General features: G+C 63.0%; 16 protein-coding genes. 5 read left to right on the top strand and 11 right to left on the bottom strand.

The window, feature by feature from the left end:
- Positions 1–100: 100 nt before the first annotated feature.
- The 5 genes from C1H66_RS06890 to kynU form a co-directional block, all read right to left on the bottom strand.
- Positions 101–1,129 (bottom strand): M14 family metallopeptidase, encoded by a 1,029-nt coding sequence (locus C1H66_RS06890; RefSeq protein WP_102627162.1) that lies wholly within the window; start codon positions 1,127–1,129, stop codon positions 101–103.
- Positions 1,130–2,620 carry a glutamate-cysteine ligase family protein gene (locus C1H66_RS06885; protein ID WP_102627161.1) on the bottom strand — a complete coding sequence of 497 codons (1,491 nt, stop codon included), beginning with the start codon at positions 2,618–2,620 and terminating at the stop codon, positions 1,130–1,132.
- A gap of 322 nt (positions 2,621–2,942) precedes the next feature.
- On the bottom strand, positions 2,943–4,286 hold the full coding sequence (locus tag C1H66_RS06880; protein WP_102627160.1) for a sodium-dependent transporter: 1,344 nt from the start codon (positions 4,284–4,286) through the stop codon (positions 2,943–2,945).
- 63 nt (positions 4,287–4,349) lie between these two features.
- Entirely contained in the window at positions 4,350–4,529 is a 180-nt protein-coding gene (locus C1H66_RS06875; RefSeq protein ID WP_102627159.1) for a hypothetical protein, read from the bottom strand.
- Positions 4,529–5,761 (bottom strand): kynureninase, encoded by a 1,233-nt coding sequence (kynU, locus tag C1H66_RS06870; RefSeq protein WP_102627158.1) that lies wholly within the window; start codon positions 5,759–5,761, stop codon positions 4,529–4,531. Before kynU ends, C1H66_RS06875 begins: the two co-directional genes overlap by 1 nt.
- Positions 5,762–5,898: 137 nt before the next feature.
- On the opposite strand from kynU, the gene C1H66_RS06865 reads away from it, so the two are divergent.
- A complete protein-coding gene (locus tag C1H66_RS06865) occupies positions 5,899–6,366 on the top strand; it encodes an Lrp/AsnC family transcriptional regulator (protein WP_102627157.1) in 468 nt (155 codons plus the stop codon).
- Positions 6,367–6,391: 25 nt separating this feature from the next.
- On the opposite strand, the gene kynA is transcribed toward C1H66_RS06865, so the two are convergent.
- On the bottom strand, positions 6,392–7,249 hold the full coding sequence (gene kynA, locus C1H66_RS06860; RefSeq protein ID WP_102627156.1) for a tryptophan 2,3-dioxygenase: 858 nt from the start codon (positions 7,247–7,249) through the stop codon (positions 6,392–6,394).
- A gap of 393 nt (positions 7,250–7,642) precedes the next feature.
- Here kynA and C1H66_RS06855 point away from each other — a divergent pair, with 393 nt between their 5' ends.
- The 4 genes from C1H66_RS06855 (at position 7,643) to C1H66_RS06840 (ending at position 12,378) form a co-directional block, all read left to right on the top strand.
- On the top strand, positions 7,643–8,539 hold the full coding sequence (locus tag C1H66_RS06855) for an MBL fold metallo-hydrolase (RefSeq protein ID WP_102627155.1): 897 nt from the start codon (positions 7,643–7,645) through the stop codon (positions 8,537–8,539).
- An 88-nt stretch (positions 8,540–8,627) separates the two neighbouring features.
- Positions 8,628–9,584, top strand: a complete 957-nt coding sequence (locus tag C1H66_RS06850) for a TAXI family TRAP transporter solute-binding subunit (RefSeq protein WP_102627154.1) — start codon at positions 8,628–8,630, stop codon at positions 9,582–9,584.
- A 2-nt stretch (positions 9,585–9,586) separates the two neighbouring features.
- Positions 9,587–11,503 (top strand): TRAP transporter permease, encoded by a 1,917-nt coding sequence (locus C1H66_RS06845; RefSeq protein ID WP_102627153.1) that lies wholly within the window; start codon positions 9,587–9,589, stop codon positions 11,501–11,503.
- Between the two features lie 218 nt (positions 11,504–11,721).
- Positions 11,722–12,378, top strand: coding sequence for a MarR family winged helix-turn-helix transcriptional regulator (locus tag C1H66_RS06840; RefSeq protein ID WP_146010695.1), 657 nt, complete (start codon positions 11,722–11,724; stop codon positions 12,376–12,378).
- A 162-nt stretch (positions 12,379–12,540) separates the two neighbouring features.
- On the opposite strand, the gene C1H66_RS06835 is transcribed toward C1H66_RS06840, so the two are convergent.
- From C1H66_RS06835 to C1H66_RS06815, 5 genes are all read right to left on the bottom strand, one after another.
- Entirely contained in the window at positions 12,541–13,809 is a 1,269-nt protein-coding gene (locus C1H66_RS06835) for a TRAP transporter large permease (RefSeq protein ID WP_102627151.1), read from the bottom strand.
- On the bottom strand, positions 13,806–14,354 hold the full coding sequence (locus C1H66_RS06830; protein ID WP_102627150.1) for a TRAP transporter small permease: 549 nt from the start codon (positions 14,352–14,354) through the stop codon (positions 13,806–13,808). Before C1H66_RS06830 ends, C1H66_RS06835 begins: the two co-directional genes overlap by 4 nt.
- A 42-nt stretch (positions 14,355–14,396) precedes the next feature.
- On the bottom strand, positions 14,397–15,383 hold the full coding sequence (locus tag C1H66_RS06825; protein WP_102627149.1) for a TRAP transporter substrate-binding protein: 987 nt from the start codon (positions 15,381–15,383) through the stop codon (positions 14,397–14,399).
- 65 nt (positions 15,384–15,448) lie between these two features.
- On the bottom strand, positions 15,449–16,384 hold the full coding sequence (catA, locus tag C1H66_RS06820) for a catechol 1,2-dioxygenase (protein WP_102627148.1): 936 nt from the start codon (positions 16,382–16,384) through the stop codon (positions 15,449–15,451).
- 67 nt (positions 16,385–16,451) lie between these two features.
- Entirely contained in the window at positions 16,452–16,580 is a 129-nt protein-coding gene (locus C1H66_RS06815) for a muconolactone Delta-isomerase family protein (RefSeq protein ID WP_423133077.1), read from the bottom strand.
- Positions 16,581–16,584: the final 4 nt, after the last annotated feature.

Below are 16,584 nucleotides of genomic sequence, written 5' to 3'. Positions count from 1 at the left end.
TTGAACTCCCGGCAAGCCATTGCCAAGCGACACGGGCATTGCCTGCTGGCTGACCAAACGAGCCTGGCTGGCCGCCAAGTCCCGGCCCCGGCCACCTCGACTATGCCAGGGGGACGGCATAGAAGAGGCAATCGCTGCGGGCGATCTCGCTGTTGGTGGTGGCCATGAACAGACGAAGCGGGCGGCGGGCATGGAGCCTCCCCTCCCGGACGCAGAACAGCTCCCCGACATGCTCCCGGCCATCCCCGTCTCGCGCCTGCAGGCAGGCCAGGCCGTGGTGTCCCAGCCAGCCGAGCGGCGCGGCCGGGGAGGTCACGCCACGATTGTGCTCGTCGATACGCACCCAGAGCGTCAGATCCACGTCGGGACGGGGCGAGCGGTCATAGGCGACGCTGGCGCCGGGTCGCAGTTCCACCCGCAGCGGATGGACCAACACCTCGAGCCCCGGAGCAGAGGGCAGGACCGTCAGGTCCGAACACTCGGCGAGCAGCCGATACAGGCCGTCGGCCACTTCCCGGGCCCCGGGCTGCAGGGCACCGCCGCACTCCAGGGTGAAGACGGGGCACTCGGCCAGCCCCGGAATCCGGAGCGGCAGCTCCATCAGGCTGCCCAGCCTCAGGTCGGTGACGATCAACTGCTCGCAGAAGCGGCCGGCCAGGGCCTCGATGACGGGGTGGCGACGGGTGGTCACGGCGAAGGCGGGCCCATTGCCCGAGGTGTTGTGAAGGTCGATGACGCATTCCGGGGCCCAGGTCTCCAGATCCTGGATGATGGTCCAGGCGAGTTCCCCGTCCGGCCCCGCGAAGGGGGGGCGGAAGCAGCGATTCAGGTCCCGGTCGTCCAGGGTATGACGATGGGTGAAGGTCGGGGGCGACAGCGCCCCCCGGACGTTGGCCAGCAGCACCGCCAGCCGGGTGCGGGGCCGGGGGCGTTCCGCCAGCCAGCGATGCAGTGCCAGCGCCCCGGAGGGTTCGTTGCCGTGCAGCAGGGTGGTGACCACCCGGCAGCGCCGGTCGTCTTCGCCCTCGAGGACGAGCCAGACTGGCCCGCCGAGGGCCTGGAGCCAGGACTCCACGTCGGCATGATCGACCGGTGGGTCGATGATCACCGGCAGCGACAGTCCTTCCATTCACCCCTCCTGCGGCCAGCGCGCTACCGGCCGGTTGGTTGCCGACGCGGCGCGGTAGGCCGCGAACATCCGTCGACAGGCCTCGTTACGGGAGAGGCCCGCCTCCTCGAGGCGCCGCAGGGCCTGGCGCTGCCAGCGGGCACCGCTGGCCCGGGCCTGGAGGCGCTCGGCGATCACCCCGAAGTAGGCATGGCTGTCGGCATCCGCCACGCCCAGGGCGCGCAGGCCCTGCTGAACCTCGGGCAGCAACCGCTCGAGCAGCGTCACCACCGGCGTCTCCTCCAGGCGATGATGCTTGCGATGCGGCCACAGCAGCCGGGCGTCGAGCCCCGACTGGGCGGCACGATAGAAGTTGTACTCGGCATAGCGGAACGGCATGGCGCTCAGCCACTCGGTGATGTCGTCGCGCAGGGCGGCCACCAGCCCCAGCAGCAGGGCCGCATTGGCCACCATGTCCACGGCGGTGGGCCCCGACGGCAGGGCGCGCATCTCGACCCGCAGGTGGCCGCCGTCGCCGGGATCGTAGACCGCCCGGTTCCAGGGCCAGATCGTGCCCATGTGCAGGCGCAGCTCCGCCAGGCCCGGGGCCGTGGTGCCGGGTGGCCGATCCTCGGGGAGGGCCTCGGCGGTGAGCGGCAGGATCGGCGGGTAGAGGGCGACCGCCTCGGCGAACAACTCCCAGGCGCCCTCGCGCACCCAGCCCTGGCCGAAGGTCACCCGTGCCGGCTGCCGCCAGCGGCCGGCGCCGCGCATCCGGCAGTCCACTGCCTGCTTGAACAGGGCGATGCGGGTCTCGTCCCACAGCCGGCGCTGCAGGAAAAGCGGTGAGTTGGCGGAAAGCGCCAGTACCAGCGGGGTGACGATCTGGGCGGTGTTGAAGGTCGCGGCGAAGCGCTCGGGAGGGACTCGCAGGTGGAGCTGGAAGGAAGTGTTGGCCCCCTCCAGGACCACATGGTCACTGCTGACCCGGACGCTGTCCTCGCCATGAATCTCGACATCGAAGGGCTCGTCGCGCATCCGCTTGAGACCCTGCTCCAGGCCACGATAGCGCGGCAGGTCGCTCATGGCGTGCTCACCCAGGTCCGTACGGCGCAGGGTGGGCAGGATGCCGATCGGCACCACATGGGCCCGGTAGGGCGCCGCGGCCGCCTCGAGCCGCGCCAGGGCCTGCAACAGCTGGCGCTCCAGGGCATGCAGGGGGCAGCCCGAGAGCGGCAGCGGCGCCAGGTTGTACTCGATGTTGAAGCGGTTGAGCTCCAGCTGCAGCTGGGGGTCCTGCAGGGCGTCGACCAGGGCCTGGTTGAGGAGGGCGACCCGGCCCCGGTCGTCGACGATGTAGGCCTCCAACTCGGCGCCGATGCTGGGTGCCCCCGCTCCGAAGCCCGGCTGGGCGAGCAGCTCGCGCAGCACTTCGACGCTATCCCGCAGGCGCTTGCCGAAGCGCTGGTAGTCCGACGCCGAGAAGGCGTCGCGGTCGATGATCGCGCCCATAACACCCACTCCCCGGAGCGGCCGTCACTGCTGTCAGTCTAGGTAATGGCGCCGGGGGATGGGGCGCCGAACGCGGATCACGCCCTGATGTCCACCCGATAGCCCCCTACCGCCCCTCGAGGAAGGTGTGTAAGTCCTGGCGCACGCAGTCCGCATAGCTCAGCGCCAGGGTCGCCACCATGGCCACGAAGTGGTCGCGACGCCCCTCGATCAGCACATAGTAGCGCTCGAGCCCCAGGCAACCGGGCCAGCTTGTTCGGGCGCTCGGTGAAGCCGCGGCCCTCGTCAGTCAAGCAGGCGGCTCGGCCGCTGACAACCCGGCCTAGAGGCTGTTGACCAGCACCACCAACGGCAGCAGCGGGCAGACGAAGCGGATGTACCAGGGCCACAGCTTCCAGAACAGGGTGTCCTCGATCTCCGGTGCGCCCTGGCGCAGCTCCTGCAGCTTGGCGTTGCGCGACAGCAGCCAGCCCACGTAAAGGCAGACCAGGGCGCCGATCAGCGGCATGTTGTAAGTGATGGTCACCTCGATGGCCAGGCCGAAGAGCACGTCGAAGTACATCAGGATCAGCGTCGAGATGGCGAAGATCAGCCCGCCCATCAGCAAGGTCGCCCAGGAGCGTGACACCCGGCCGGTTTCCGCCAGGGTGGCGACGGGCACCTCGAGCACCGGGAACATGGAGGTCAGGGCGGCGATGGCCAGCAGGGCGAAGAACAGGATCTCCAGGCCGGCCCCCATGCCGCCGAGTTGGGCGAACATCGCCGGCATGACGTCGAACAGCAGGGTGGAGGAGCTCTGCAGCTCACCCGCGGCATTGAAGATGTCTACCCCCAGTTCGTCGGCCACGAACATCGAGGGCACGATCAGCAGGCCGGCGATGAAGGCCACCCCCATGTCGATGAACATCACCTGGGCGCCGGTCTTCGGCAGGCTGGCCTCGCGGCTCAGGTAGGAGCCGTAGATCACCATGGCGCCCACGCCGATGGACAGCGAGAAGAAGGCCTGACCCATGGCGTCCACCACCAGTTGGCCATCGATTCGCGAGACGTCCGGCACCAGGTAGGCGCCGAGGCCCTGGGTCGCGCCGGGCAGGGTCATGACCACGCCGATCAGCACCAGCATCAGCACGATCAGCAGCGGCATCAGGCGCTTGGACCAGCGTTCGATGCCCTTGTTGACCCCGGCCAGCACCACTGCGACGGTCACCAGCATCGCCGCGCAGGCCAGCCACCAGTCCTTCCAGAAGCCGCCCTCGCCGAAGATCGTGGCCCAGGCGTCGAGGCCCAGTACGTCGAGCAGTGGCGTGACCGTGAAGCCGATCAGCCAGCCGGTGACGATGGCGTAGAAGGCCTGGCCGAGGCAGGCGGTGAGGATGGCCAGCCCCCCGATACCGGCGCCCAGGCGACCGGCGGTGCCGCTGCCGCCGACTCGCGACATGGCCTGGATGACCCCGCTCTGGGCGTAACGCCCCAGCGTCAGCTCGGCCATCAGCGCTGGATAGGCCAGGACGAAGGCCATCACCACATACAGCAGCAGGAAGGCCCCGCCGCCGTTGTTGGCGGCCATGGAGGGGAAGCTCCAGACGTTACCGAGACCGACGGCGGCACCGGCCGCCGCCATCAGGAAGCCGAAGCGGGAGGAGAACTGTGCTCTGGTGTTGTTCATGACGAAAGGGTCCCTCAGGGGTCTCCAACGGCCCCTTGGTTGTTGTAATTCCGCCGAGGCGGCCTAGAGATGGTCGAGGATGTCGAAGTGATCGCAGCCAGGCAGCTCCTCGAGGACCGCCTGGCCTCCGACGGCCTGGACCGCGGCCCGGAAGTCGCGGGCCAGGCTGGCCTCGAAGTCCCGGGCCCAGCGGCTCGGCGAAAAGGCGTGCTCGCGTTCGGCACGATCCCCGAAGGGCTCCATCAGGTGACCTCCGAACGCACCTTGAAGCGAGCCTCCAGGTACTCGCGGTTTTCTACCACCTCGCGGAAGTGGCGCGCCGCCTGCCAGACGTCCTCATGGCTCAGGTAGAGCGGCGTGAAGCCGAAGCGCATCAGACCCGGCTCCCGGTAGTCGCCGATCACGCCCCGGGCGATCAGCGCCTGGACGATGGCATAGCCGTGCTCGCGCTCGATCAGCGCCACCTGGCTGCCGCGCTCGGCGGCGGGCGGGGTGATATCGGCGATGCCCTCGGCCTCGAGCAGGTCGGCCAGGCCGTCGCGGAACAGCTCGCTGAGCGCCAGGCTCTTGTCGCGCAGCGCCGCCATGTCGACTTCCTGCCACAACCGTAGCGAGGCCTCCAGAGGGGCGTAGCTCAGCGCCGAGTGGGTGCCGGTGCGAAAGCGGGTGATACCCGGCGCCGGGGCATAGTCGGCGTCGAAGGCGAAGGGGGCGGCATGGCCGTGCCAGCCGGATAGCGGCTGCCAGCCGCCCCCCTGGTGGTCACGATGGACGTACAGGAAGGCCGGGGCCCCGGGGCCGCCGTTGAGGTACTTGTAGGTGCAGCCCACCGCGTAGCGGGCACCACTGCCATGCAGGTCCACCGGCAGGGCGCCGGCGGTGTGGGCCAGGTCCCAGACGATCTCGGCGCCATGCTCGTGCACCAGCTCGGTGGTGGCGGCCATGTCCCGCAGGCGCCCGGTGCGGTAGTTGACCTGGCTGAGCACCACCGCCGCCACCCGATCATCGAGGTGGTCGGCGAGCTCGGCGCCCTCCGGCAGCACCCGGTGCTCCAGGCGGGCGAAGCGGCACAGGCCCTGGGCGATATAGCCATCGGTGGGGAAGTTGCCGCCCTCGCTGAGGATCACCGGGCGCACCCGGCCCCGGGACTCGGTGATATAGCCCAGCAGCTTGAAGAGATTGAGGGTGATGTTGTCGGTGACGATCACCTCCCCCGGCCCCGCCCCGATCAGCGGCGCCAGCAGGTTACCCAGGCGCTCCGGGGCATCGAACCAGCCCTGGTTCCAGCCCTTGATCAGCTCGTCCCGCCACTGGTCGCGGGTGGTGGCCAGCGCCTCCCGGGCGGCCAGGGGCTGGGCCCCGAGGGAGTTGCCGTCCAGGTAGAGCACGCCCTCGGGCAGGGCGAAGCGGGCCTTGAAATGGGCCAGGGGATCGCGGCGATCGAGTTCACGCACGGTGTCGAGGGTCACGGGCATGGAGTACCTCCGGAGAAGATGGGCAGCGACTGCATGACCATGATTCTAGGAGGCCCGGCGCGGGATGGGCTTGCGTTGTCTGGCGGGATTCCGGCCAATGATGCAAGATAATTGCGAAATCATCAGGATTCGTGCAAATGATCAACATCGACCGCTTCGACAGCAGGATCCTGCGAGCCCTGCAGCGGGACGCACGCCTGACCCTGGGCGCCCTGGCGGAGGCCGTCAGTCTCTCCCCCAGCCAGTGCTCCCGGCGCATCGCCCGGCTCGAGAAGGAGGGCATCATCGAGGGCCATGCCCTGCGCCTGAACCCCGAGGCCCTGGGGCTCAAGGTCACCGCCTTCATCTTTCTCTCGGTGGACAAGGGGCGCATGGCCGCGCCCCGGGAGGCGGTCGCCGAGCTGCTGGCCCGGGACGAGGTGATCGACTGCCATACCGTCACCGGCAGCCACGACTTCATCCTGCGGGTGGTGGTGGCGGATCTCGCCGAGCTCTCCCGCTTCCTCTCCACCACCATCAGCCCCATGGCGGGCATCCGCGATATCGCCACCCAGGTGGCCATGGATACCCTCAAGGTCAATGGCCCGCTGAGGGTAACCCCCTGAAGGCCCGGGTCGAGGGATCGGGTTCCTACATAGCCGTTCGGACCGACCAGAGCTCGGGGAAGAAGCGCAGGTTCAGGACCTTGGTCAGGTAGGCGACCCCGCTGGTGCCCCCGGTGCCGCGCTTGCCGCCGATGATCCGCTCCACCGTCTTCATGTGGCTGAAGCGCCACTTGTGGAAGTTGTACTCGGTGTCGACCAGTTTCTCGGCCAGCTCGTAGAGCTCCCAGTGCTCGTCGGTATGGCGATAGACCTCGGCCCAGGCCCGCTCCACCTCGGCGCTGCCCTGGTAGGGCTGCGACCAGTCCCGCGCGAGCAGGTCGGCGGGAATCTCGAAGCCGCGCCGGGCCAGCAGCTGCAGGCAGAGATCGTAGAGGCTCGGCGCCTCGAGCACCTCGGTCAGCCGTTCGTAGTGCCGTGGATGGCCGCGGTGCACCTCGACCATGGCGGCATTCTTGTTGCCGAGCAGGAACTCCAGCTCCCGGTACTGGTAGGACTGCAGGCCCGAGCTCTGCCCCAGGCTGTCGCGGAAGCTGACATAATCCGCCGGGGTCAGGGTGACCAGCACCTCCCAGGCCTTGATCATCTGCTCCTGGATGCGGGCCACCCGCGAGAGCATCTTGAAGGCGGGCTGGAGCCGGTCCTCGGCGATATGCGCGGCGGCGGCGTGGGCCTCGTGGAGGCACTGCTTGAGCCATAGCTCGGAGACCTGGTGGATGACGATGAACAGCATCTCGTCATGCTCACCGGACTGGGGTTGCTGACAGGCCAGCAGCGACTCCAGGTTCAGGTACTGGCCGTAGCTCATCGCCTGGTCCCAATGCACCGCTTCACCTACCAGGCTGTCCAGTGGGGGACCGCCGGATGGCGTCTCGCGCTTGGCCATGGTGCCTCCTCGCTCAGGGACTCTCCTGCTTCAGGGTGGGCGACGGCCGGCCGGGGCGCCAGCGCCTGGCGATGATCCCTCTTGCCGCGATCCTCTCCAGAGCTACCGTCAGGGGAGATCGACGCCTCGCCGGTGCTTCCCGCCTGACCTGCTCCCCCACACGAAGACTGCCGACACCCGCTCCACCAGCAGCAAAACGGTGCAAGAACATCATATAACACACTGTATTATAACAACTTTACTGTTATATCACGAACCGGGCTTGACAACCTTTGGATGCTGGACGATAGTTATTGCGTGCATTGGCACGCGATTAGCACATTTTTAGCACATGAATGCATAAAATGATCGCGCGGACAGAATCGGACCTATCCTCATACCAAGGTGACGACAATGAAAGTGACCATCCTGGGCAGCGGCGCAGCTCTGCCCGACCCGAAGCGCATGCACTCGGCATTCCTCATCACCGTCGACCAGGACCACCACTACCTGCTCGACTGTGGCCATGGTGCTACGCATCGTATCGTCGAGGCGAATGTCGATCCAGCCATGGTGAATAACATCTTTCTGAGTCACCTTCACCATGATCACTGTTCCGACTATCCTTACTTCGTGATCTCGACTTGGATGTGTAATAGGGACACACAAATTAAGCTGTTCGGCCCCAAGGGGACCAGAGACTTCAGTGAAGGCCTACTCGAGAACGGCGCATTCAAGGTCGATATTGAGGCACGCTCGGCCTATCCCAAGCGCCAATCCAACATGTTTGCGATTCGTCCCGAGATCACGGAGATCGAAGAGGGGGGACTTATTTTCGATGATGGCGTAGCCAAGGTATATGCCCTGCCAGTCGACCACATCCCTCCCGAGACGTGCGTATGCTTTGCCTTCAAAGTGGAAGCAAATGGCAAATCGGTCGTCTTCAGCAGCGACACCACGGCCCTGGACTCCATGGTGGATTTCGCCAAGGGGGTGGATGTCCTGATTCATGATACGACCTTTCCTCAGGAAGCGATGGACTACAGGAAAGAGCTCGGAGTTGGCACCTTCTCCCACTCTACGCCTCGCGAAGCGGGAAGAATTGCACAGCGAGCTGGTGCCAAACGGCTCGTTGCCAATCACATCGTTCATTATGACAACCCGAGTCCAGTCGTCCAAAAGTATCTGAAATCTCATTTCCCCCCCGGAATGATCGGAGCAGAGCTTCTTGACTCCGTGAGCGAGGACATCAAGTCAGAATATGATGGTCACGTGCTACTGGCCCACGACCTTATGAGAATCGACATATAGAAAAATTTCATAGAAACCCTCTCCAGAGCCGTGTAGACCATCACACGGCTCAGACAGAAATCATTCCCTTAACCTAAAGGGCAATAAGATGAAAATAATACACAAGATTATCCCATCAATCCTTGCCGCTGCCCTGATCATAGGGCACGCCCATGCAGCCACGGTGGGCATAGGAAGCAACCCCCAAGGATCCGTCGCCTACTCCTCCGCCTCCGCCATTGCGCGAGTCGTCTCGGAAAACTCCGACCACCGCATGCGTGTAGTGCCACAAGGAGGCCCGGAAACGACGATTCCCATGGTCAATGATGGAGCCATGGAGTTCTCCGTATCCAATGCTGTCGATGCCATTTATGCCGTCCGCGGCCAGGAGATCTTCGAAGGGCGAGAGTACAGCAACATGAAGGTAGTGGCCGCGCTATTCCCTCTCAATGTTGGCTTCTTTGTGCATGAAAGCTCCGACATTCATAACATTGCCGATCTAGCTGGGAAACGGGTACCGATAGGTTTCGGACGCCAGCAGGGCCTGCTGATGATGAGCCGTGCCATGCTGGCTACCGAGCAGCTGAGTGAGGATGATATCAATGGCGTCTTTACTCCCAGCGGCACAAGGGGCATCCAGGATTTCATTGCTGGGCGCACTGATGCGGCTGTGTTTTCAGTAGGCTCAGGCGCCGTGGCAGAAGCCAATGCCAGTGTTGGAGGCATTCGCTTCCTGTCACTCAGCGATACCCCCGAGGAGCTAGAAACCATCAGAGGAGTAACACCGGGGGCTTTCATCGCCACTTTGAGCCCTGCTCCCAACCTCCCCGGCATCATCGATGAAACCAATGTCTGGATGACACCATTCGTATTACTGGCCAGTGACAACACCCCTGATGATCTCGTCTACGAAGTCACACGACTCATTCATGATCATGCAGAGTCGCTGGCTTCTGCTGCAGCGGTGTTCAAGTCATTTGACCCCATGAACATGATGGTTGAGCTTGAAGACATCGAGTACCACTCAGGCGCCTTGAAGTTTTATGAAGAGATTGAGGAACCCTGATCATGGCAACTCAACAAACAAGGCAAGCCTTGGCGTCGGTAGCGATCACCCTATTCGCCCTCATTCCCTTGCTTGGAATCGCATGGGCACTTGGTATCGCCGACATACTAGGGATCAACCTATATAATGAACAGGTCTTGGCGAGCGCTATCGCGCTCGCCCTTCCTGCCACTTTTCTTAGCTTTTCCAATGGAGAAAAATTTTCAACATGGCGAGTCCCTCTGGATGTCACCCTTGGCTTACTGGGGTTCCTATCCGCTACTTATATTGCGATAAACTATCCGCGGGTGATCAGTGAGCTGTACACCCGTCCGGCAGACCTTCTTGTCTGCAGCACTATCATCGTTGTGGTGTGTCTTGAAGCGACCCGGCGGGTGGCAGGACTCCCCTTGGCTTTAGTGGTATTTTTCTTTCTTCTATTTGGACTTGTCGGACACCTGATCCCTGGAGACCTGCAGGGAAGGCAGACCGACTTCGACCTCCTGATGGCCTACCTTGCCGGTGATTCGAACAGCATGCTCGGAATGCCGCTATCAGTCACTATTAATATCATTATCGCCTTCATCTTATTTGGCGTAATACTTGAAAAAACCGGAGGAGGAAGCTACTTCACCAACCTGTCACTATCTCTTTTAGGAAAATATACCGGTGGAGGAGCAAAAATCGCCATTACAGCTTCGGCACTTTTCGGTTCAATTTCCGGTAGCGCCGTGGCCAATGTTGCTTCAACCGGGGTAGTGACAATACCGATGATGCGCAAGACTGGCTATAAACCAGAGCAAGCAGCGGCTATCGAAGGGGTTGCCTCCACGGGCGGTCAATTGGCACCTCCTGTCATGGGCGCTGCCGCCTTCCTCATGGCTGAGGCCTTGCAGATTCCTTATCAGGAAGTCGTCATTGCGGCTCTGATTCCAGCCTCCCTCTACTTCATATCTCTCTATTTACAGACTGACTTGCTGGCACGACGAGATGGCATCCGTCCGGTAGCGAAAGAGGACATCCCCGTATTCGGAAACATCTTCTTCAGTGGACTTCACTACCTGACAGCATTCATAATACTGATCGTTTCCTTATTCGCCTTCAGGTTCCCGCCCGGGGAGTCGGCCCTATTTTCTTCTGCGTTTCTACTCATCGTTCAGTTCTTTCCTGGCATCGGACGAAAGGAGCACCGTATCTCATCCTTTTCAGGCATCGTGGATCTGCTGTCCACAGCTGGAAAGACCTGCGCCACGATCATTGTGATCTGCGCATCGGCAGGCATCATTATCGGAGTCTTGAATATCAGCACCCTGGGATTCGCCCTGACTCTCTCGCTTCTTGAGCTGACAGGACAAAACCTGGCTACTCTGCTCATCATGTCCGCCGCGCTGAGTATCATTCTTGGCATGGGGATGCCAACCGTCGGCGTCTATGTACTGCTGGGTACTCTGGTAGCCCCGGCGATCGTCGAAGCAGGAACGACTCTGATGGGGGCTCACCTCTTCGTGCTCTACTTCGGCATGATGTCGATGATCACGCCTCCTGTCGCCATTGCAGCTTTCTCGGCAGCCGCAATCGCAGGTACAAGGCCAATGCTGACAGCAGGAAAGACCGTGCTTCTTGCATGGACAGCCTACGTCATCCCCTTCCTTTTCGTCGTCTCTCCTCCCCTGCTACTGGAGGGTAGCGCACTGGAAGTGACAGAGGCGGTAACGATGTCCATTCTGGGTATTGCGCTCGTCTCAGTGGGTAGCGTGGGATACTATTTTGGCAAGCTTTCACTGCTTATGAGAATAATCATATCCGCCATGGGTGCCGGCTGCCTTCTGGGTGTCCTCTACCCCATGCCTGGCATCATAATGGGCACAACTTCAATTGCTCTCCTAGTCTTCTTGGGCATGAGAGGAAAACGGAGTAATTCCGCGAGCCAGACCACATAACCACCGCACCAATATGCATAACAATTATAGCAACAACTTCCATTTGGCCGGACGTTTCCGGCCAAACCTCCTCCCTCGGAGGCACAAGTCATGGCCAACCAGGACTAAAATCGAGATCTACATGACCGCTCCCCATGGCCAAGTGGAAAATGATATCGCCGCCCACAACAGAGTCAAAGCCATTTTCCGCATATATGGAATATTAAATACCAGGAGGTGTGAAGCATGCACCATCCGTATTCTCAACGAATGCCCTGCCTACTCACCCGGCAAATAAAGGCACACACATGCTGTTGAATAAAACATCGACAGACGCTATCATCATAGATTTTCTCACACCTTCAAGTGCGCCTGACTCAAAATTTGAAAAAAATCTTGGCAAGAAGGAAATCATAATGAGTGAAATTCTTAAGGCTCTCGCCGAGCTCGAGAGTGACACAGCCAACTTTGATTACAGGTTCAAGGACTTCCCATTCTATTATATAGCCTCCATTCAGAAGCGCCTGCAGGACAACCTGGCCCAATCCCTCAGGCCTCATGGAGTAACTCCACAGGAGTGGCGTATCCTGGCCTCGCTCAATGAAACGGATGGCCTGAGCACCACCGAGATTTCTGCCATGACGCTTCTCGAGCGTTCAAGGGTCAGCAGAATCACCGACAGCATGAGAGATCGTGACTGGATTACAAAGCAAGATAACTGTACGGACAAGCGATTTTCGCTTGCTTTCCTTACAAAAAGTGGCCGCGACAAATTCTCGGAAATCCTACCTGTCGTCTGCAGCGTCCATAAGAAACTTCTTCATGGGTTCGACGAAAGTGAGGCACAGCTTTTCATCGGCTTTCTAAGGCGTGTTAATCACAATGCCCTACCTTGATCAGCCTCACCACATAGGTCTTGTCGTAAGTGGACCGTTACCACACAGACCTGCCTAACCCTCTTCATGGAAGGCCTCCATCACCGAGAAGTGGAGGGTGCCGGCGACGCCAGGCCTCGAAGAAGTCCGGCGCCTCCGGTACCGCGGCTCGAGCGCTGATGCCTACCAGCCTTGCAGTAGCGCCAGGGTCAGCCAGGGCAGCCAGGCCAGCAGCACCAGGGCTACCAGGCTCATGGCCAGGAAGGGCAGCAGGGCGCGGAAGATGCGCATCGGCGGCACCCCGGTCATGGAGGAACTGATGAACAGCCCCGCCCCCACCGGCGGCGTGAGCAGCCCCAGCACCAGGGTCAGGCAGACCACCACCCCGAACTGGAAGGGGCTGATACCGAACTGGCCCTGGGCGATAGGCAGCAGGATCGGCACTACCAGGATCAGGGCGGCGATGCCGTCGACGATCATCCCCACCAGCAGCAGCACGCCCACCACCAGCAGCAGGAACAGGAAGGGGTCGGTGGTCAGCGAGGCGATCCAGGCCGCGGCCATCTGCGGCAGCTGTTCATAGACGATCACCCAGCCGAACACCCCGGCGGCGGCGATCAGCACGATCACCAGCCCGGCATTGATGGCGGTGCGCTCCAGAATCTGCGGCAGCCGCGCGAAGCTCAAATCACCGTAGACGTAGCGCCCGATCAGCAGCGCCGCCAATGAGGCCAGCGCCGCCGATTCGGTGGGCGTGGCCAGGCCGAAGAGGATACCGCCGATGATGATCACCGGGATGCTCATGGCCGGCAGCCCCATCAGCAGGAAGCGGCGCGCCTGGGCCCGGGTCGGCCACTCGCCCTTGGGGTACTGCTGCACCAGGCCGACGGCGGTGATGGCGACGAAGAACAGCAGCCCCATCAGCAGCCCCGGCAGGATGCCGGCGATAAACATGTCGGCGATGGGCACCTGGGCCATCACCCCGAACAGCACGAACAGCATCGACGGCGGAATGATCGGCGACATCAGGCCGCCGGCGGCGGTGATCGCTGCCGAGTAAGCCTTGTCGTAGCCCTCCTTCTCCATGGCCGGCACCATGGCCCTGGACATGATGGCGATCTGCGAGGCCGCCGAACCGACGATGGCCGCCATCATCATGTTGGCCACTAGGTTGATATAGACCAGGCCACCACGGAAGCCCCCCACCAGGATCCGCGCCAGGTCGATCAGTCGCCGGGTCAGGCCACCCTCGTTCATCAGCTCGCCGGCCAGCATGAATAGCGGGATGGCCAGCAGGCCGTAGTTCTCGATGGCCCCGTAGAGCTGCTGCGGGTAGGAGGCAAACAGCAGGGTGTTGCCGGAATCGAGGATATACCAGGCGGCAGAGAGCGCCAGCACCAGGGCGATGGGCACGGCGCCCAGCAGCAGCAGGGCGAAAACGGCGAGGGTCATGCCAGCCTCCTTTGCCCGGGCCAGAGGCCCTTCAGGCTATCGGTGAGATTGACCAGGCCATGCAGGCCAAGCGATACCGAGAAGATCGGCAGGCAGAGCCATGACCAGAACTTCGGGATCCCCAGGGTGTTGGTGCGCTCCGAATAGATGAAGTTGAAGGTCTCCATCTGGAAGGCGTCGATATCGAAGCCGGTGGCCCACAGCATGGCCGGTTCGTACCAGCGCCAGCAGAGCACGAAGAGGAGCACCGCGAAGAACAGCACCATGGCATCGACGAACAGTGCCACCACGGTGCGGGCCCCGGCAGGCAGGGCATCGACGAGCAGGGTCACGGCGATGCCCTCGCGGCGCTTGAGCACCACCGAAGTGGTCAGGAAGGCCATCCAGACCATGGCATGGATCGCCAGCTCGTCGGTCCAGTAGAGGGCATTGCCCAGGGCTCGGGTAACGATATTGAGCAGGATCAGCCCGGTGATCGCCGCGGCCAGGAGGGCGGCGGTAAACAGCTCCACCCGCGCCAGGCCTCTAGACAGGGTATTCAGCATATCGACGTCCTTGCCCCGGGCAGGCCCGGGGCACGTAGGCGGTTACGGGGATGCCAGCTCGGCGGCTGCCTCGCGCAGCGCGGCCAGTGACGGTGCCTTGGCGGCCCAGGTGGCCTCCCAGGCCTCGATCACCTCGCCGAAGAAGGCGTCATCGGCATCCACGATATGGATGTCCAGGCCACGCAGCTCGGCTTCCTGATCGGCATCCTGCTGCTGGAAGGCGGTGATCACCCCGTCCAGGTGCCGGTTCATGCTGGCCTGGATCAGCGCGCGATCCTCCTCGCCCAGCTCACGCCAGACGCGCCCCGAGACCACTCCCACCATCGGGAACATCATATGGTTGGAGATCAAAAGGTTATCGGCCTGCTCGTAGAATTTGAGGATCAGGATGGAGTCGAAGTCCATGTCGATGGCGTCCACCTGACCATTGGCCAGGGCGTCATAGACGGCGGGCAGCGGCAGCGGGGTCGGGGCGGTACCGGCGGCCAGGTAGAAGTCACGGATCGGGTCGAAGGGAGTGATGCGCAGCTTCTTGCCGCGCAGGTCGCCGGCGCTGTCGATGGGACTGCGGCTGAGTACCTGACGCATGCCCGCCATGCCGTAGCCGACCCCCACCAGGCCGGCCCGGGCCGGCAGTTGCTCCAGCAGGTCGATGGCCGTCTCGGAGCGCAGCAGGGCCGCCGCCTGGTCGACGTTTTCCACCAGGTAGGGGGCATAGAGGGCACCGAAGTCGGGCACCCGGTTGGAGATCTCGGCGATGGTCAGGAAGGCCATGTCCAGGGAGCCCGCTTGCAGCTGCTGGACCATCTGGGCCTCGTTGCCCAGTTGCTGGGAGGGGAAGACGCTGACGCTGTGTTGGCCATCGCTCAGCTCCGCGAGCTCGGCGGCGAAGTTCTCCGCGGCCTGGGTCCAGAGGTGGGCGGGGGGAGTGATCAACCCCAGGCGGAAGTCCCGGGCCTGGGCGGTCATGGCGGTCACGGAGAGGGAGACCGCAACGGCAGCGGTCACCAGGGTCTTGATGGGTGTCATGGGAGTGTCTCTCTTGTTATGTCATCGAGAACGAATGCCCCGGCCACGGCGGGCCGGGCCATCCATCAGGCGTCTTCGAGGGCCCGGGGCCGCTTGTGACGGCTCTGCAGCTCGGCGGCGTCGGTCCTGGCCAGCTCGACGTCGAACACCACCTCGGTGAAGGGCCCTTCCAGGCCACGCAGCTCGGCCTCGGCGGCGTCCTCGATGCGATTGGCATCGATCACCAGCTCCTCGCGGGTGGCGAAGGCGAAGTCGTCGTAGGTGTAGGGATCGCCGGCCAGGTTGATCTGGGTGGTCAGGTGCTTGTGACCCGGCGCCGAGATGAAGAAGTGGATGTGCGCCGGACGCTGGCCATGGCGGCCGAGCAGGTCGAGCACCTGTTGGGTCGGGCTGTCCGGCGGGCAGCCGTAGCCGGACGGAATGATGCTGCGGGCGCTGTAGCGGCCGTCGGCATCGGCATGGATGGTGCGGCGCAGGTGGTACTCCGACTGGGTGGGATCGAAGAAGGAGTAGTTGCCCTTGGTGTCGGCGTGCCAGATCTCGACCTTGGCGCCAGGAACGGGGTTGCCATTCACGTCACGGACCTGGCCGGTGAGCCACATCACCTCGGCTTCGGTGTCGCTGCCATCGTCCATGCGCGCGAAGCCCTCGGCCTCCGGGGCGCCGGCCACGTAGAGCGGGCCCTCGATGGTGCGCGGGGTACCGCCGGTCAGGCCGAGCGCTTCGTCCTCGGCATCCAACCGCATGTCCAGGTAGTGGTCGAAGCCCAGGCCCGGCGCCAGCAGGCCGAACTGGGTCTCCTTGCCCAGGGCATTGAGCTGGCTGATGGCGCCCCAGAACTCCTCCGGGGTGACGTCGAAGTCGTCGATCAGCCGATAGACGTCGGACAGCAGGCGATGCAGGATCTGCTTGGCCCGCTCGCTGCCGCCGGCCTGGTCGAAGCCGCTGACGGTCTTCAGGAAGTCCTGCACGTCGGGGGTATCGAAGATCTTTACGGTCATGGTCTTGTCTCTCTAGTTGTCGTTCTTTACCCGTTGCGTTACGGGTCGTGGCTGAGTTCACCCGTGGTCAGCTATCGTCGTCACGGATGGAGGAGGGGTGTCGGCACAGCGGCTTGACGTGGATCTCCATCCAGGGAAACAGCGGCAGGTTCGAGACGATCTCCTGCAGTTCGGCGTTGTCCTCGACGTCGAAGATGCTG

The sequence above is a fragment of the Halomonas heilongjiangensis genome (genome assembly GCF_002879645.1).
In the GTDB taxonomy this organism is placed as follows: domain Bacteria; phylum Pseudomonadota; class Gammaproteobacteria; order Pseudomonadales; family Halomonadaceae; genus Halomonas; species Halomonas heilongjiangensis.
Note: the sequence above shows the minus strand (reverse complement) of the source record. Positions and strands in the feature narration are given on the sequence as shown.

What these genes read in the sequence shown, in the direction of transcription:
- C1H66_RS06890 (WP_102627162.1), bottom strand. Translation starts at nt 1,129, where the DNA reads ATGGAAGGACTGTCGCTGCCGGTGATCATCGACCCACCGGTCGATCAT.
- C1H66_RS06885 (WP_102627161.1), bottom strand. Translation starts at nt 2,620, where the DNA reads ATGGGCGCGATCATCGACCGCGACGCCTTCTCGGCGTCGGACTACCAG.
- C1H66_RS06880 (WP_102627160.1), bottom strand. Translation starts at nt 4,286, where the DNA reads ATGAACAACACCAGAGCACAGTTCTCCTCCCGCTTCGGCTTCCTGATG.
- C1H66_RS06875 (WP_102627159.1), bottom strand. Translation starts at nt 4,529, where the DNA reads ATGGAGCCCTTCGGGGATCGTGCCGAACGCGAGCACGCCTTTTCGCCG.
- kynU (WP_102627158.1), bottom strand. Translation starts at nt 5,761, where the DNA reads ATGCCCGTGACCCTCGACACCGTGCGTGAACTCGATCGCCGCGATCCC.
- C1H66_RS06865 (WP_102627157.1), top strand. Translation starts at nt 5,899, where the DNA reads ATGATCAACATCGACCGCTTCGACAGCAGGATCCTGCGAGCCCTGCAG.
- kynA (WP_102627156.1), bottom strand. Translation starts at nt 7,249, where the DNA reads ATGGCCAAGCGCGAGACGCCATCCGGCGGTCCCCCACTGGACAGCCTG.
- C1H66_RS06855 (WP_102627155.1), top strand. Translation starts at nt 7,643, where the DNA reads ATGAAAGTGACCATCCTGGGCAGCGGCGCAGCTCTGCCCGACCCGAAG.
- C1H66_RS06850 (WP_102627154.1), top strand. Translation starts at nt 8,628, where the DNA reads ATGAAAATAATACACAAGATTATCCCATCAATCCTTGCCGCTGCCCTG.
- C1H66_RS06845 (WP_102627153.1), top strand. Translation starts at nt 9,587, where the DNA reads ATGGCAACTCAACAAACAAGGCAAGCCTTGGCGTCGGTAGCGATCACC.
- C1H66_RS06835 (WP_102627151.1), bottom strand. Translation starts at nt 13,809, where the DNA reads ATGACCCTCGCCGTTTTCGCCCTGCTGCTGCTGGGCGCCGTGCCCATC.
- C1H66_RS06830 (WP_102627150.1), bottom strand. Translation starts at nt 14,354, where the DNA reads ATGCTGAATACCCTGTCTAGAGGCCTGGCGCGGGTGGAGCTGTTTACC.
- C1H66_RS06825 (WP_102627149.1), bottom strand. Translation starts at nt 15,383, where the DNA reads ATGACACCCATCAAGACCCTGGTGACCGCTGCCGTTGCGGTCTCCCTC.
- catA (WP_102627148.1), bottom strand. Translation starts at nt 16,384, where the DNA reads ATGACCGTAAAGATCTTCGATACCCCCGACGTGCAGGACTTCCTGAAG.